At 69.0% G+C, this 14,886-nt stretch carries 17 protein-coding genes and 1 tRNA gene; 3 read left to right on the forward strand and 15 right to left on the reverse strand.

The window, feature by feature from the left end; translation table 11 throughout:
* Nucleotides 1-35: 35 nt before the first annotated feature.
* The 8 genes from rnk to KBI44_07145 form a co-directional block, all read right to left on the reverse strand.
* Entirely contained in the window at nt 36-446 is a 411-nt protein-coding gene (gene rnk, locus KBI44_07110) for a nucleoside diphosphate kinase regulator (GenBank protein MBP9144236.1), read from the reverse strand.
* Between the two features lie 86 nt (nt 447-532).
* Complete coding sequence (locus KBI44_07115; GenBank protein ID MBP9144237.1) at nt 533-739, reverse strand: VOC family protein; 207 nt, start codon at nt 737-739, stop codon at nt 533-535.
* A gap of 36 nt (nt 740-775) precedes the next feature.
* Nucleotides 776-1,186, reverse strand: a complete 411-nt coding sequence (locus tag KBI44_07120) for a putative toxin-antitoxin system toxin component, PIN family (protein ID MBP9144238.1) — start codon at nt 1,184-1,186, stop codon at nt 776-778.
* Complete coding sequence (locus KBI44_07125) at nt 1,183-1,446, reverse strand: AbrB/MazE/SpoVT family DNA-binding domain-containing protein (protein ID MBP9144239.1); 264 nt, start codon at nt 1,444-1,446, stop codon at nt 1,183-1,185. Before KBI44_07125 ends, KBI44_07120 begins: the two co-directional genes overlap by 4 nt.
* A gap of 194 nt (nt 1,447-1,640) precedes the next feature.
* Nucleotides 1,641-1,716 (reverse strand) — tRNA-Ala (locus KBI44_07130).
* 97 nt (nt 1,717-1,813) lie between these two features.
* Nucleotides 1,814-2,590, reverse strand: coding sequence for a hypothetical protein (locus tag KBI44_07135; protein ID MBP9144240.1), 777 nt, complete (start codon nt 2,588-2,590; stop codon nt 1,814-1,816).
* 120 nt (nt 2,591-2,710) lie between these two features.
* The gene (locus KBI44_07140) at nt 2,711-3,946 is read right to left on the reverse strand and encodes a hypothetical protein (protein MBP9144241.1); all 1,236 of its coding nucleotides are present in this window, start codon (nt 3,944-3,946) and stop codon (nt 2,711-2,713) included.
* Nucleotides 3,947-4,187: 241 nt separating this feature from the next.
* On the reverse strand, nt 4,188-4,853 hold the full coding sequence (locus KBI44_07145) for a hypothetical protein (GenBank protein ID MBP9144242.1): 666 nt from the start codon (nt 4,851-4,853) through the stop codon (nt 4,188-4,190).
* A 130-nt stretch (nt 4,854-4,983) separates the two neighbouring features.
* On the opposite strand from KBI44_07145, the gene KBI44_07150 reads away from it, so the two are divergent.
* The gene (locus KBI44_07150) at nt 4,984-5,475 is read left to right on the forward strand and encodes a hypothetical protein (protein ID MBP9144243.1); all 492 of its coding nucleotides are present in this window, start codon (nt 4,984-4,986) and stop codon (nt 5,473-5,475) included.
* Nucleotides 5,476-5,614: 139 nt separating this feature from the next.
* Here KBI44_07150 and KBI44_07155 read toward each other — a convergent pair whose 3' ends face one another.
* Nucleotides 5,615-5,767: a hypothetical protein gene (locus KBI44_07155; protein ID MBP9144244.1), complete on the reverse strand. Its 153-nt coding sequence runs from the start codon at nt 5,765-5,767 to the stop codon at nt 5,615-5,617.
* Between the two features lie 197 nt (nt 5,768-5,964).
* Here KBI44_07155 and KBI44_07160 point away from each other — a divergent pair, with 197 nt between their 5' ends.
* On the forward strand, nt 5,965-7,929 hold the full coding sequence (locus KBI44_07160) for an AMP-binding protein (protein MBP9144245.1): 1,965 nt from the start codon (nt 5,965-5,967) through the stop codon (nt 7,927-7,929).
* Between the two features lie 28 nt (nt 7,930-7,957).
* On the opposite strand, the gene KBI44_07165 is transcribed toward KBI44_07160, so the two are convergent.
* The 6 genes from KBI44_07165 to KBI44_07190 form a co-directional block, all read right to left on the reverse strand.
* Complete coding sequence (locus KBI44_07165; protein MBP9144246.1) at nt 7,958-9,163, reverse strand: aminotransferase class I/II-fold pyridoxal phosphate-dependent enzyme; 1,206 nt, start codon at nt 9,161-9,163, stop codon at nt 7,958-7,960.
* A 13-nt stretch (nt 9,164-9,176) separates the two neighbouring features.
* Nucleotides 9,177-10,529, reverse strand: coding sequence for a lysine 2,3-aminomutase (locus KBI44_07170; protein MBP9144247.1), 1,353 nt, complete (start codon nt 10,527-10,529; stop codon nt 9,177-9,179).
* A 259-nt stretch (nt 10,530-10,788) separates the two neighbouring features.
* Nucleotides 10,789-11,913: a sodium ion-translocating decarboxylase subunit beta gene (locus KBI44_07175; protein ID MBP9144248.1), complete on the reverse strand. Its 1,125-nt coding sequence runs from the start codon at nt 11,911-11,913 to the stop codon at nt 10,789-10,791.
* A gap of 1 nt (nt 11,914) precedes the next feature.
* Nucleotides 11,915-12,331, reverse strand: a complete 417-nt coding sequence (locus KBI44_07180) for an acetyl-CoA carboxylase biotin carboxyl carrier protein subunit (protein ID MBP9144249.1) — start codon at nt 12,329-12,331, stop codon at nt 11,915-11,917.
* Nucleotides 12,332-12,370: 39 nt separating this feature from the next.
* Complete coding sequence (locus tag KBI44_07185) at nt 12,371-12,742, reverse strand: OadG family protein (GenBank protein ID MBP9144250.1); 372 nt, start codon at nt 12,740-12,742, stop codon at nt 12,371-12,373.
* A complete protein-coding gene (locus tag KBI44_07190; GenBank protein ID MBP9144251.1) occupies nt 12,739-14,289 on the reverse strand; it encodes an acyl-CoA carboxylase subunit beta in 1,551 nt (516 codons plus the stop codon). The genes KBI44_07185 and KBI44_07190 overlap by 4 nt, the downstream gene beginning before the upstream one ends.
* A 302-nt stretch (nt 14,290-14,591) precedes the next feature.
* Here KBI44_07190 and KBI44_07195 point away from each other — a divergent pair.
* On the forward strand, nt 14,592-14,886 hold a 295-nt coding region (locus tag KBI44_07195; GenBank protein MBP9144252.1), incomplete at its 3' end, for a hypothetical protein.

The following is a 14,886-nucleotide window of genomic DNA, read 5'->3' on the forward strand; positions in this document are numbered from 1 at the left end:
ACGGCGGAGGCGAAGCTCGAAGGCTCGGCGAGATTCTAGCGGGAGAAGTCGCCGGCCGCCTCGGGCTGATAGAGCACTTCCTCGACTCGGAGGCGCCGCGTGCCCCCGGGCACTGCCCACTGGATTTCGTCCCCGACCCGATAGCCGAGCAGGGCGGCGCCGATCGGCGCGATGACGGAGATCCTCCCCTGGGAGAAGTCGGCGTCCTGGGGGTAGGCCAGAGTGTAGTCGAGCGTCTCGTTCTGATCGAGGTCGAGGAGCCGGGCCCTGGAATTCATCGTGATCACGTCCGGCGGGATTTCGGCGGCCGGGACGACGGTCGCGCGCTGGAGCTCGATGACCAGCTCACGCACGTCCTCGCGATCGCGGTCGGCCGTCGGACGCATGAGGATCGCCTCCAGGCGCTTACGGTCTTCGGCAGTTATGAAGATGGTGCGCTCACTCACGGGAGAACCTCCTGGGGCGACGGTCGCCGGTCCATTCCATTCTACCGCTCTTCCAGGCGACGAGAGCGGTGTCGAAGGGACGATCGTCAGCCTCGCCGGGCCGCCTCGATGGCGGCGAAGGCGCGCTTCGTCGCGGTGCCCCCCGCCGCTGGCGCCTCGATGAGCACGCGCAGGGTGATCTGCCAGTTGAGGCCCCAGCGGTCCTTGCACCAGCCGCACGCTCGTTTCCGCGAAGGATGAAGCACGACTTGTTGCCGAGCTTGGCGGCCAGGGTCGGGCGGCTGGCGCGCGATAGCTGCTCGTGAGGTCCGTGACGCCGAGCAACAGCGCTACTTGTCAGTGAGGAACTGATCCACGAATTGGCGTGGCCGTAGCACCCGGACGGTTCGCCAACCGTCGTGATCGAGAAGGTCCTTGTCGCCCGACACGATGGCGGCGACTCCTGCGGCACTAGCGGAAGCGAAGAACTTGTCGTCGTCCGGATCGGCGGAGACCGGTGCCGGCAGGGCCGGCGCCTCGATGATCTCGGCTTCGACCGTCAGGAGAGCGAGGATCGGTTCGAGATCCACGCCGCCGTAATGGGCGCTGAGAGCTTGCCCGACGCGCTGGTACTCGTCGAGGATGGCAGCGGAAAGAACCAACTGAAGCCGACCATCGCGCCACGCCTCGAGGATCCGTCCGGGGACACCGCCGAAGAAGACGCCCGAGACGAAGACGTTCGTGTCGAGGACGATCCTCACCGAGCGGCGCGGACCTTCGCGACGGCGCGCTTCACGTCCGCCGGCTTCATGCCCGCCTTGCGTGCAGCACCGCGAGCCGTTCGCACGAGCTCGTCGAACTCCGCCATCGCCGGCGGCGCGATCGTCTTGAAAATCACGACGTCGCGATCTCCGACAACCACGAACTGTGTCCCTTCTTTGAGCCCGAGACGCAGACGAATCTCCTCCGGGATGACAACTTGTCCCTTGGAGGAGAGCTTGGTTGTTGCGAGTGACTCCATGGCGCCTCCGATCTTACGGGTAAGATTCTAGACAGGCGCAAGGAGTGGGTCAAGCGGTGAAGGCCCGCGGTCGGGCGACCAGAGGAGATTCGAACTCTCTCAACCCATTGAAGCTCAGAGAGTTAACTCGGCAGGCAGTACCGCCGGATCCAGAGCTCGAAGCGTAAGTCTTTACTGCAGAGTGAGATCAGAAATGGTGGAGCGGAAGGGATTCGAACCCTCGACCCCCACGATGCGAACGTGGTGCTCTCCCAGCTGAGCTACCGCCCCATTTTCAAACCCGCGCGTCGCGCGTCGTGCAGAAAAGAGAGTCTATCCGGGGTGGGCACCGTGGTTCAAGCGGCGGGCTTCCGGCGCGGATTCGCGGCTAACGCCGCTTTAGGGCGGACGTGGCCGCTTCGACGTCGAGGCGCTCCATCGCGTCGTGCGGCGTCGAGGCCGCGGCCTGGGTGAGGAGCTTCCCGGCCTCCTTCTTGCCCTTCTCGCCGTCGAGCTTCAGCAGGCCGCTGGCGAGCTCGACACGGCCGATCACACTTGCCGGGTCGAGCTTCAGCGCGCGCCGGTAGAGGGCGAGGCCAGTGGCCGCGTCGGCTCCCTGCGTCCGGCCGATCAGCCGGCCGACGTGGTCGATCACCTCGGCGTGAAAGGACCCCAGGGCGATGTGGGCATCGGCGTGCCGGGGCGAGAGCGCGATTGTCCGCTCGAGCGCCGACTTGACCTTGCCGCCGAGCCCCTGCGCCAGCGCCTTGACGACGCTGATCCCCTGGCCGTAGCGCCCGAGCGCGTAGCCGTGCCAGTACCAGGCGTTCGGGTTCTCCGGTTCAGCACGCTGCTGCGCCTCGGCGCGTGCGGCGGCTTCGAGGTAGAGCGCCAGCTTCGTGTCCTCGTTCCGCTCGAGGTAGTGGGCGTAGATGCACTGCGCCTTGTTGGCCGCCGTCCTGCCGGCACCGCCGGCTTTCAGGCCGGCGTCAACGGCCTTTCGGAACTCGCCGGCGTGGAAGTGCGCCCAGGCCGCGACAACCCTGTCGTCCTCCGGCCACGGCTCGCCGTCGCCGGCGTGGAGGCGCGCCCACTGCTTCCGGAGCTGGCCGGGGTCGTAGGTGTAGTCGGTCCTGTCGTACGGGAAGGCGGCCCACTTCGCCATCGTCGACTCCCTCGCGGCGCGGCGGCGCGCTCGCGGCGCTCAGTGTACGGCGAGCGGACGCCCATCGTCGAGACGGCCAGTGCCCCCTGGATCGTGCGGAGGGGAACGCTCCGCACCTCGTCAGGGGACGGTCGCCGACCAGGCCTGCGGCGTGGCGCTTTCGAAGCCGTCGGCGAAGAGCGGCAGCGCCGAGGCGAAGCGGCGCATGCGCACATCCAGGAAGGTCGTCGGCATGATGTAGACGTTCTTGTCCCAGGCGACGACGAAATCGCCGCCGCCGAGCATCGCCACCTGCGGGGTCGTCTGCTGCTGCGTGGTGTAGGCGTTGGCCTGGAACTGCGCCCCCAGGCCGCTGCCGTCGGCGAAGAAGGCGCGCCCCTGGGCGCTCGTCTGGCTATTGTCCGAGCCCGGCGAGCCGGCGCTCAACCAGCTGACGACGAAATTCCCCGAAGCGTCCTTGGCGATCCGCGGCTGCTGCTGCGAGCTGGTGGTGTAGGAGTTCACCAGGAACTCTGCGCCCACCGCCGCGCCCGCTGCGTCGAACCGGCGCCCGAAAACGCCGGAGTCGTCGCCGCTGCCGGCGCCGTTCCAGACGACCGTGAAAGAGCCTTCGCGGCTGCGGTCGACATCGGGGTTGATCTGGCCGGCGGTCGTGTAGCTGTTGACCTGGAAATCGGGGCTGGCCGGGATGCCGGCGGAGTCGAGGAGCCGCGCGCGGACGTCGTAGTTGCCGGAGGCTTCGCGGTCCCAGGCGACGATGTAGCCCTGCTCGCCTGCGGAATAGGCGATGCGCGGGTTGCGGTCCGCGGCGGTTCCGGAGCTCACCAGCTGTTCGGCAGCCGCCGCGCCGCCCGTGTTGTCGAAGCGCCGCGACTTCACATCGAAGTCGTAGGAGCCGGTCGTGTCCTCCGCCCAGACGACGACGAAGTTGCCGGCGGCGTCCGCGGCGACGTCCCCCCAGAGCAGCACGTCGGTGTCGGCGTCCACGTCCGCCGCCGCTGTCGGCACGTTGCTGGCGGAGTAGAAGCGCTTCTTGACACGCCACGTTCCCGACTCGTTCGACCGCCAGACGACCATGAAACTGCCGGTGTCGGCGACCGCGACGCTCGGATACGCGCCGGGACTGGCGACGGTGAAGGCGCCGCCGATCGCCGAACCGTCGGCAGCGAAGCGCTGACCCTGAATCCCGCTGTCGGTCCAGACGACGACGAACTCACCGTCGGCGTTCGCCGCCACCGCCGGGCGAGACGAGCCCGCGGGATCGACGATCACGTCGCCGGCGTCGATCGGCGTCGGCGTCTGGGCGAAGGCGGTGCTGGCCAGCAAAGCACTGAAGACGGTGATCGCACGTCGCATGGCGCGTCCCCTCCGTGGTCTTTGGGGGAATCCCGTTTGGATCCGGAGCGGCCTCTGCGCGATCCGCCCCCCGTCCCCCTCGCGCAGGCCGGTCGTCGGATCTGCCCAACCGATGCGGGCCCCGAGGTGCCGGTAGTAAGAGTCTACGGACGAGGCGGGCGCAGGTTGCGGGCGCCCTCTCCGCCTGAGCCTTCGCTCTCGAGTCGTTATCAGCCCGGGATGCACTGCGCCCGCGGGCGGATCAGACGCAGTTGCCGTTGCCGTCGCAGGTTGCGCCGCCGTTCTGCGCGCAAGGGGTGCCGGCGGGCTCGAAGTCGAACGTCGGGACTCCCCCGGAACAAGACTCCGCGGTGCATTGGTTGCCGTCGTCGGGGATGTCGCTATTGTCGGGCACGTCGCCCGGCTCACCGCTGCCGTCGCAGACGTTCACCTGGCAGTCGCCGAACGTCTGAGCCGAGGTCTCCGTGCCGGCAGGGGTGTAACCGGTACCGCAGGTCAGTGCGGTACAGGTCCGGAACGCGCAATCGGTATCGGCTCCGGGGCAGTTGGCGGGCTTCAGGCATTGGGCGCAGATCCCGTTCGAGCAAATCGCGCTCTGGCAGTCGCCGTCGACGAGGCAGTTCTCGAAGTCTTCGCAGCCGCCGCAAGTGCGGCCGCCGCAGTCGATGTCGGTCTCGCATCCGTCTTCGAGGCCGTTGGAACAGGTGTCGGCGTCCGGCGGCTGCACCGCCGACCAGGGGCAGCTCGAGGCGGACTCGAAACCGTCCAGGAAGACGGTGGACGTCCCCAGCCAGGCCTGGAAGGAGGCGAAGGAGGTGGAGCTCTGCGCCGGGATGGCCGCGGCCATCGTGAGAAGTGCGACGGAGACGGCAAAACGAACCGCGAGTTCACGCGACCGGTCGACCATGGATTCCTCCTGCTGAAGAACTTGCGGGATGGTAACACCGAGTGGCGCGCGACGGGTGAGGACGACGACTCTCGGCTAGTCGGGATAGAGCCGTGCGAGGATCGCGCGCGCGGCCGCAGTCACAGGTGCGGTGAGCCGTGCCGCCAGCGGCGCGCTCCCGGTCTCGGCTCGGCGATCGGCCCAGAGCCGGTCGAGCTCCAGACGCCGCAGTGAGCTCGTGCAGGGCGACGAGACGGTCGGTGCTGGCGCGGATATCGGTGTCGAGGCGCGCGGCGAGCGCCTGCATGGCCGCCTGCTTCGGAGTCGCGGCGCCGTCGCGCCCGATCCCGAGCGTCAGCGCGAGGTCGCGAACCCTGCCGGCGAGGCCGGTGGTCGTCACGAGCTCGCGGTCGACCGCGGCGCGGAGCGCCACCTCCTGCACCCAGCAGCGCGCGAAAGCGTCGAGTGCCATCACGCCGCGGACGATCGCGTGCCGGGCCATGTGGGCCCGCCAGGTCGCGAGCTCCTCTGCCTCCGCCTCGAGCTCCTGCCGAATCGAGCACGGTATCCCGACTCGTCGACGATCACCGCCAGGACGGCCGGGCCGCCTGCCGCGGCCAGCAGGTCGAGGAACAACCCTTGATTTTCCGTCTCGGGGGTCGCCGTCAGCGCGAACAGGGGGGTGATCTCCGTCACGCCGCCGGCGAAGTCGGAAGCGCCGAGGCTGGGCCGAGAACGGCGCCCAGCAACGAGCGCACGGCGTTGGCGCCGAGGAATGTGCTCTACCATCCGGCGCGGTACTCGAAAGCGAGGCCGCGCAGGTAGATGCTGGCGAGCGCGCCGAGCGCGAAGGCGATTGCGCCGACGTGCAGCACGCGACCGAGGCGCGCGGTCGTCAAAGTGGAGCAGGCTCGCGCCCAGTCCGCGTCGCCCAAGCTCGATCCTCTTCGCTCCACGCCAATCCCGCAGATCCTGCCGAGACGGCCGGCAATTCCCGCTCGACGGCCCGGATCAGCACCGTCTCGCGGGCGGCAGCCTCGTTCACGTCTCGAGTCTGCCACTTCTCCGGCGGTACTGGTGGCGTCGTCTGCGGCTTGCTCCGCGGGCAGCGACGCGGTACAAAGCGGCGGAGATGACCGACTACGCCTGGACGCCCCCAGCCGACGCCCGCCGCCGGTTCCGGGTCGGGGAGCTCCTGACCCGGCTCGGCGGCAAGAAGAGCGAGGTCCGCGATGAGATCGACGGCATCGACTGGATCGGTCGCCGTATCGCGACTGCGGGCGCCGACCCCGCCCGGTTCTGGCCGGAAGTCGTCGACCATCTCGACATTCCGTTCACGGCTCCGTTTCGCGAGGTCGTCGATCTCTCGCGGGGCCCGCAGTGGGCCGACTGGTTCGTCGGTGGCGAACTGAACCTCGCTGCCGCCTGCATCGACCGGCCGGCTCGGGGGAGCGGGGCGGATCGCGCGGCGATCGTCGCGGTGCGCGAAGACGGTGTCGTCGCTGCACTCTCGCGCCGCGAGCTCGCGGCGGAGGTCGCGCGTTGTGCCGCGGCGCTCGCCCGCGCCGGCATCGTCGCCGGCGATCGCGTCGCCGCCTTCATGCCGACCTCGGCGGAGGTGGCGATCCAGATGTTCGCCACGATCCGTCTCGGCGCGATATTCGTCCCGGTCTTTTCCGGCTTCGGCGCCGAAGCGCTCGCTGAGCGGCTGCGCGACTGCGAGGCGAAGCTCCTCTTCACTGCCGATACGAGCTTCCGCCGCGGCGAGCCGGTGCCGATTCTGCCGGCCGCGCGCCGCGCGGCAGGCGCGTCGCCGTCGGTCGGGCAGATCGTCGTCGTCGAGCGTTCTGGAGCGGCTGCCCTGGGCGAGCGCGAGATCTCCTGGCAGGAGTTTCTCGGGCCGAAGGTCGAGCCCCGAGCGGCGCTGTCGTTCCCGGCGATGCATCCGGCGCTGCTGCTCTACACCTCCGGCACAACCGGCCGTCCCAAGGGCACCGTCCACTCGCACGCCGGAACGCTGGTCAATACCGCGAAGGAACACGGCTACGCCTTCGACCTGCGCGCCGACGACGTCTTCTTCTGGCTCACCGACATCGGCTGGATGATGGGGCCCTGGCTGCTCATCGGCGGCCTCTTCCACGGCGCCACCGTGGTGCTCTTCGAAGGCGCGATCGACTGGCCGACACCCGAACGTCTATGGGAAATCTGCGCCGCGCACGGGGTGTCGATCCTCGGCGTCTCGCCTACGGCGGTGCGCCTGCTGCGCAAGCTCGATGCGGCACCGCGCGGCCACGACCTCTCGCGCCTGCGGATTCTCGGCTCGACCGGCGAAGCGTGGGACGAGGCTTCGTGGCACTGGTTCTTCCGCGAGGCCGGCGGCGAGCGCTGCCCGGTGATCAACATCTCCGGCGGCACCGACCTCATGGGATGCTGGTTGTCGCCGACGCCACTGCATCCGTTGAAACCGGCGAGTCTCGGTGGCCCGGGCCTCGGCATGTCGGTCGATGTCTGGAACGAAGCGGGCGAGAGCGTCCGCGGCGAGGTCGGCTATCTCGTCGCCACCCGGCCGGCGCCGTCGATGACCCGCGGGCTTTGGAAGGACCCGGCTCGCTATCTCGAAAGCTACTGGTCGAAGTGGCCTGGAATCTGGAACCATGGCGACTGGGCGACCGTCGACGGCGACGGGCAGTGGTTTCTGCGCGGGCGCGCCGACGACACGCTGAAGATCGCCGGCAAACGCCTGGGTCCGTCGGAGGTCGAGGGCGCGTTGATCGCCACCGGCATGGTGAGCGAAGCGGCGGCGATCGGCATCCCGGACGAGCTCAAAGGAGAGGCGATCGCCGCCTTCGTCGTCCTCCGGCCGGGCGTCGAGCCGACCGAAGAGTTGCGAACCGCGCTCGCCGCCGCGGTGGCCGATCAGTTGGGAAAGGTCGCCCGGCCGAGGGAAGTGCGCTTCGTCGGCGATCTGCCGAAGACCCGCAGTGCCAAGATTCTGCGCCGCGTCGTGCGCGCCGTCCGGCTCGGCGAGACCGGCCTCGGCGATCTCTCGACTCTCGCCAATCCCGAAGCGATCGACGCGGTGCGACAGGCGTTCTGAAGCGTCGGCTCGCGGGTGAGCCGTCGGTCTAGACCAACTCGCCGAGCGCGCCGGCGGCGGCGGCCAGTCCGGATTCGAGCTCCTCATCCGGCACGGCGAAGGAGAGTCGCAGGAAGCCCTCCTGCAGGAAGGCCGCGCCGGCGGCGGTGAGAACCCCGGCGCGTTCGACGAGGTAGGAGGCCACCTCCTCGGAGCTCGAGAGCGTCCTGCCGTCGGGGGTCCTCTTGCCGAACGTGCCGCTCACGTCCCAGAACGAATAGAAGGTCGCCGGGGTCGGCCAGACCTCGACGTGCGGCAGGCGAGGAGCCCAGGCGGCGACCCGATTGCGTTTGGCTTCCAGGTCGCGCCGCAGCTCGCCGTCGTAGCGACCGCGCAGGGCCGCGAGAGCAACGTGCTGAGCCGGGGTCGAAGGCCCCGAGGTGTAGTGGCTTTGCAGATTGATCATCGCCTTGGCGACGTCGGTCGGCGCCACCGACCAACCGATCCGCAGTCCCCCGGCGCGACGGAAGTTCTTCGACAGACCATCGACCTGGATCAGCCACGGGTGCGTCTCTTCGTCGATCCGCGGCTCGGCGTAGATCGCGCCGTCGAAGAGCAGTTGCCAGTAGAGTCGGTCGAGCACGAAGTAGATGCGGCGCTCGACGCAGACCGCGAGGAGCTCTTCGACCTCGCGCGCGTCGTAGAGCTGTGCCGTCGGATTGCACGGGTTGTTGAGCAGGAAGAGTCGGGAATGCGGCCGCAGGTCGAGATTGCGCCGCAGGTCGTCGGCGGTGACCTTGAGGTGCGCGGTGGTGCTGCGCGGCACGACCATGATCGGTACCGCATAGGCCGCCGCGGCGAGCGGCTGGTAGCTCACCCACGGCGCGGCATCGAACAGCACGCAGTCGGCCGGGTCGCAGGTCGCCAGGAAGATGTTGAACAGGCTTTGCTTCGCCCCCGAGGTGATCACCACGTTCTCGATGCCGTAGTGATTCTCGAGCCCGAGCCAGACCAGCACCTGGCGCCGCAGATCGATCAGTCCGGCGGGGTCACCGTACATCGTCAGCCCGTCGCGGTAGGCATGCTCGCCCGCTTCGCGCAGCTCGACCGGCAGCGCGCCCTTGGTTTCGCCGAGGCCGAAGTCGTGCACCGGCAGCCCTGCTGCGCGGCGCTCCTCCGCCTGGTGTTTGAGCTCGAGGGTGAGCGACGGCCGGAACTTGACCAGTTTGGCGGAGAGCCGATCGGTGGGGTTCAAGGTCCCTCGGTTCTCAGCTTGCCACCGGCAGCGCGAGCAGGCGCTTTTCCTCGGGCGTGCGCTCGCGCACGCCTTCGAAGAAGAAGTGGTCTTCTCCCAACGCCGGCTCGAGCTGGTCGAACCAGGTCGCGCGAGGGTTGAACCTGGCGAAGAACGGCCGGCCGACCCAGAGCGGGTTGCGCGCCTGGAGGAGATCGAGGACGAAGACCTTCTCGCTCCCGACCGTCTGCACGCCGAGCACCCGGACCTTGCCGGGCATCGCCGACATCGACGGCCCGCGCACCGTGCGGGCGAGGCCGCTCACCTGCTGGTAGGCGTCGCGATAGATCTGATAGGCGCGCGCCAAGGGCACCTCGAAATAGTTCTTCGGGCCCGTGTCGCGCTCGACGAACATGTAGTACGGCACCAGGCCGAGGCGGACCCCCGTGCGCCACATTTCGGACCAGATCGCAGAGTCGTCGTTGACGGCTCGCACCAGCGGCGCCTGCATGCGGATCTCCGCGCCGGTGGAGCGGATGCGCGCGATCGCCTCGCGCACCAGCTCGGTCGAGAGCTCGCGCGGATGGCTGAAGTGAGCCATCAGCGCGAGGTGTCTCCCCGAGGCGACGACCTGGGAGAAGAAACGCAGCAGGTCGTCGGCGTCGTCGTCGGTCACGAAGCGCTGCGGCCAGTAGGCGAGCGCCTTCGAGCCGATGCGGATCGACTGCACGTGCGCGTATTCCGGCCGGAGCAGCGGCTCGAGGTGGGCGCGAAGCGCTGCCGACTTCATGATCATCGGATCGCCGCCGGTGACCAGGACATCCGTCACTTCGGTGTGCTCGGCGAGGTAGGCGGTGAGGTCGCTGGAAGTGCGCGCCTCGAACTTGAGCCCGGGCATTCCGACGAACTGTGGCCAGCGGAAGCAGTAGGTGCAGTAGGCGTGGCAGGTCTGGCCCTGGGCGGGGAAGTAGAGCACTGTCTCGCGATACTTGTGCTGGAGGCCTTCGAGGGGCCGCCCGTGAAGTCGCGGTACGTTGTGCGTCTTCTGCCCTGCCGGATGCGGGTTCATCCGCAGGCGGATCTCGTTCGCCGCCGTCTTGAGCTCGGCGGCCAGATCCCGATCGATCAGGCCGGATAGCTTGCGAAACTCGCCGGGAGTGAGCATCTCGGCCTGCGGGAAGGTGAGCTGAAAGATCGGATCATCCGGTGCGGCGGCCCAATCGATCAAGTCGAGAACATAGCTGTTCGTCCGGAACGGCAGCACGTGCGAAAGTACTTCGACGCCGCGACGAGCTTCCGCCGGGAGTGCTCCGAAGCGTGGATCGTTGGCGATTTGCCGCGCGCTGATGGCGCGGTAGCGTCCGGTGATCTCGACATCTGCGAGCATGGGTTCGCTCTCCATTCGTCCGCCGGCCCGACGGGGATGGCGAGGACGCTCCTTCGAGCGATCGCATCCCGTCGAGGCACAGAGTTCGTACGAAGTGTCGGTCGCCGACGAAGATCGGCATGGCGCGACGAGGGTGAGAAAGAGCCTGCGGCCACTCGTCTGACCGACGTGCCCGCGCCACTCGCGCGGGCCCAGAGCGCTTGTTGGCGCCTTTGGAAGGTAACAGATCGGGTTTGTCCGGCGCAACCCTCGCTGCAGGCTAGCGCAGGGCGGCGAGCAGAACGCCGGCGGCGATCGCCGAGCCGATGACGCCGGCGACGTTGGGCGCCATGGCGTGCATGATGACGAAGTTGGTCGGATCCTCCTCGGCGGCGACCATCTGGGCCACTCGCGCCGAATCGGGCACCGCCGAAACCCCGGCGCAGCCGATGATCGGGTTGATCTTGTCGTCCGAGAAGACGTTCATCAGCTTGGCGAAGAGCACGCCGCCGGCGGTGGCGAGCGCGAACGAGGCGGCGCCGAGGACGAAGATCTTGATCGAGGTCGGCGTGAGGAATCGCGAAGCGTCGGTCGAGGCGCCGACCGTAAGTCCGAGGAGAATCGTGATCGCGTCGAGGAAGGCGTTGCGCGCCGTCTGCGCGAGCCGCTCCGTCACCCCGGACTCCTTGAGCAGGTTGCCGAAGAAGAGCATGCCCAGGAGGGTGATCGAACCGGGAGCGATGAAGGCGGTGAGCAGGAAGGCGACGACGGGAAAGAGGATGCGCATCCTCTTCGACACCGGGCGGTTCGGCTTCATGCGGATCCGGCGCTCGGCGCGCGTCGTGAGCAGGCGGATGATCGGCGGCTGGATCACCGGCACCAGCGCCATGTAGGAGTAGGCGGCGATGGCGATCGCGCCGAGGTACTCGGGCGCCAGCTTCGAGGCGAGGAAGATCGCCGTCGGCCCGTCGGCGCCGCCGATGATCCCGATCGCCGCCGCGTGGGGCGTATCGAAGCCGAGAAGGAGCGCGCCCCAGAGGGCGCCGAAGATGCCGATCTGCGCCGCCGCGCCGAGGAGGATCAGGCGCGGATTCGAGAGCATGCAGGAGAAGTCGGTCATCGCGCCGATACCGAGGAAGATGAGCGGCGGATACCAGCCGAGCGTCACTCCCTGGTAGAGGAAGGCGAGGACGCTCCCCTGTTCGTAGATGCCGATCCCCATTCCGGCGGCGTAGGGGATGTTGCCGATCAGGATGCCGAAGCCGATGGGCACCAGCAGCAGCGGCTCGTAGTCCTTGCGAATGGCGAGATAGAGAAAGAGCAGGCCGACCGCGAGCATGCCCAGATTGCCCCAGGAGAGATTGCCCACGGCGCCGGCGGCGAGAAAGTCCTCGAGCGTCTGCATGTCATTCGTAGTGGAGGAGAGCCTGCCCCTCCTGCACGGCGTCGCCGGGCGCCACCAGGATCTGGGCCACCCGGCCGACCCCCGGGGCGACGATCGAGGTCTTCATCTTCATCGCCTCGAGCACGAACAGGACCTTGTTCAACTCGATCGCTTCGCCGTTGCGGCAGTGCACTTCGAGCACGGTGCCAGCGACCGGGGAGGCGACAGACCGGCGGTCCGCGGTCGACGCGGATGGCACCGTCGCCGCAGGCTGGCCCGGGTGGGAGGCGGCAGGCGCGCTGGCGCGGGTCGCGGCGGCCCGGCCCGGCGCGAGCGGGGCGATCGGCAGCGCCGAGGAGGGCGGGAAGCCCTCGCCGGGGTCGAGCACTTCGACGTCGACTTCGTAGGCGACACCGTGGACGGTGATCTTGAGCTTCATGGATTCACTCCGCAGGAGGTCGAATGGAGGCGAGCGCGGTCAGCCGCCGCGCGGCCGGGAAGACATCACGTGAGAACCCTGGAGAACAGCGCGACCGGTGACCGACCAGGCCGAAGCGGCGCCCTCGCCGGGCAGCATGCGGCGCACGCCGCGAATCCGGTGGCGGCCGGCGACGAGGGTCGCGGCGGCCGCGGCGAGCAGGACGAGCGTGGTCGAGTCGATCGTCGGCGCCGCCAGCAGGGCCTCCGCTTCTCCCCGTTTTTCGGCTGACTGCCAGCGCTCGTCGAGACGGCGCATGAGCGTGATCGCGCCGGTCACCAGCAGCAGGCCGAGAAAGACGACTCCCATGCCGATCAGGGAGATCTCGAGTCCGAAGCTCAGGGTATCGGTGTCCATGGGCGTGGTCGTCACATCGGAATCAGGCCGTGCTTCTTCTGCGGGCGAAGCTCCCGCTTGGAACGCAGGACCTCGAGTGCGCTCGCGACGTAGACCCGGGTCTCCGCCGGCTCGATGATGTCGTCGAGCATGCCGCGCGCCGCGGCGACCCGCGGGTCGGCGAAGCTCTCGCGGTAGGCCGCCGCGCGGCGCGCAAGCTCGGCGGCGGGATCCTCCGCCGCTTCGATCTCCTTGCGCGCCAGCACCCGCACCGCGCCCTCGGCGCCCATGACGGCGATCTCGGCGCCCGGCCAGGCGCAGGAGCGGTCGGCGCCCATCGCCTTGGCGCACATCGCGAGATAAGCCCCGCCATAGGCCTTGCGGACGATGACCGTCACCTTGGGCACGGTCGCCGCGGCGTAGGCGAAGAGCATCTTGGCGCCGTGCCGGATGATGCCGCCCAACTCCTGGCGGACGCCGGGCAGGAACCCGGGGACGTCGACGAAAGTGACCAGCGGGATGTTGAAGGCGTTGCAGAAGCGGATGAAGCGCGCCGCCTTGTCGGAGGCGTCGATGTCGAGTGCGCCGGCACGCACCATGGGCTGGTTGCCGAGGACGCCGACGGTGCGTCCGGCGACGCGGCCGAAGCCGATCAACAGATTGGCGGCGTACGCTGCCTGGATCTCGAGAAAGTCGCCGCGATCGACCGTGCGCCGTACGATCTCGCGCATGTCGTAGGGCTCGCGCGGGTCGGCCGGAACGATCGCCGAGAAGCCGTCGTCGGGATAAAGCGCCTCCTCGTGGAGCTCGGCGATGAAAGGCGGATCCTCGGTGTTGTTGGCGGGCAGGAAGTCGAGCAGGCGGCGGGCGATCGCCACCGCGTCGGCGTCGTCTGCGGCGACGAAGTGGACGACCCCCGAGTAGTGGGCGTGGCTTTCGACGCCGCCGAGCTCCTCGGCAGTGACCTCCTCGCCGGTGACCTCACGGATGACCGACGGGCCGGTGATGTACATCTGGCCGACACTCGCCACCTGGATGATGAAATCGGTGAGCGCTGGCGAGTAGGCGGCGCCGCCGGCGCAGGGGCCGGCGATGATCGACAGTTGCGGCACGACGCCGGAGAGCAGGACATTGCGGTAGAAGATCTGGCCGTAACCGTCGAGGGCGGCGACGCCTTCCTGGATGCGCGCGCCGGCGCCGTCGTTGAAGACCAGCACGGGGTGGCCGGAGCGCAGCGCCGCGTCCATGAGCTCGGCGATCTTGCCCGCCCCGGATTCGCCGATCGAGCCGCCGACGACGGTGAAGTCCTGACTGGCGGCATAGACCGGCCGGCCGCCGACGCTGCCGACGCCGGTCACCACGCCTTCGGCCGGCAGTTCCTTGCCGGCGAGATCGGGATGGGTGGAGCGGTGGCGCACCCAGAGATTCCACTCCTGGAAGGTGTCGGGGTCGTAGAGCAGGGCGAGGCGCTCGCGCGCCGTCAGCTTGCCAGCGGCGCGCTGTTTGGCGAGCCGCTCGGGGCCTCCCCCCTGCTGGAGGCGGGCGCGTTCGAGACGCAGGCGCTCGATTGCCGGGTCTGCCATGGTTCCTCCGGCCACGCTCCGTGCAGCAGGGGCGAGGCCGGATTCAGGGTAGCAGCCTTCGCCGCCCCGCCTGCTGCTTCTCGGGGTAGGGAAGGCGATCCGGCGGAGAGGGGGTGTCGGCCAGCGCCCGGTTCGGGCGCCGCGACTTGCCGAGTGCGACGTTTTCCTGCACGATCGGCCCTCGCCATCGTCGACGGGCCCGCCCAGGGGGGCGTCCCGGCGTCCTGGCGCCCCGGTGCTCCGCCGATCCCGCCGCTCCCGGCGCTCGCGGCGAGGGCCGCGCCGTGCAAGGGAGGCAAGAGATGAAACTCGCGCTGGTTGCCTGCTCCATGGTCGCCGCCGGGCTCGCCGCGACTCTCCCGGTCGCCGCCCAGGAAGCTCCGCCTGCGTTCGGCGAGCGCGTCGAGGTCGAGGTGGTGAACGTCGACGTCGTCGTCACCGATGCCGCGGGCAAGCGGGTCACGAACCTCACCCGGGAGGACTTCCGCCTGGAGGTCGACGGCAAGCCGATGCCGATCGACTACTTCGCGCCTCCGGGCGCGCAGCCGCTGACCAAGCCGCGGAGCGCCTCCGAGCCCGAGGTCGAGACGGTCGATC

The organism is Thermoanaerobaculia bacterium, assembly GCA_018057705.1.
Classification (GTDB): domain Bacteria; phylum Acidobacteriota; class Thermoanaerobaculia; order Multivoradales; family JAGPDF01; genus JAGPDF01.

Coding starts and splice junctions, on each gene's coding strand:
- KBI44_07125 (MBP9144239.1), bottom strand. CDS start 1,446: ATGGAGTCACTCGCAACAACCAAGCTCTCCTCCAAGGGACAAGTTGTC.
- KBI44_07135 (MBP9144240.1), bottom strand. CDS start 2,590: ATGGCGAAGTGGGCCGCCTTCCCGTACGACAGGACCGACTACACCTAC.
- KBI44_07140 (MBP9144241.1), bottom strand. CDS start 3,946: ATGCGACGTGCGATCACCGTCTTCAGTGCTTTGCTGGCCAGCACCGCC.
- KBI44_07145 (MBP9144242.1), bottom strand. CDS start 4,853: ATGGTCGACCGGTCGCGTGAACTCGCGGTTCGTTTTGCCGTCTCCGTC.
- KBI44_07160 (MBP9144245.1), top strand. CDS start 5,965: ATGACCGACTACGCCTGGACGCCCCCAGCCGACGCCCGCCGCCGGTTC.
- KBI44_07170 (MBP9144247.1), bottom strand. CDS start 10,529: ATGCTCGCAGATGTCGAGATCACCGGACGCTACCGCGCCATCAGCGCG.
- KBI44_07175 (MBP9144248.1), bottom strand. CDS start 11,913: ATGCAGACGCTCGAGGACTTTCTCGCCGCCGGCGCCGTGGGCAATCTC.
- KBI44_07180 (MBP9144249.1), bottom strand. CDS start 12,331: ATGAAGCTCAAGATCACCGTCCACGGTGTCGCCTACGAAGTCGACGTC.
- KBI44_07190 (MBP9144251.1), bottom strand. CDS start 14,289: ATGGCAGACCCGGCAATCGAGCGCCTGCGTCTCGAACGCGCCCGCCTC.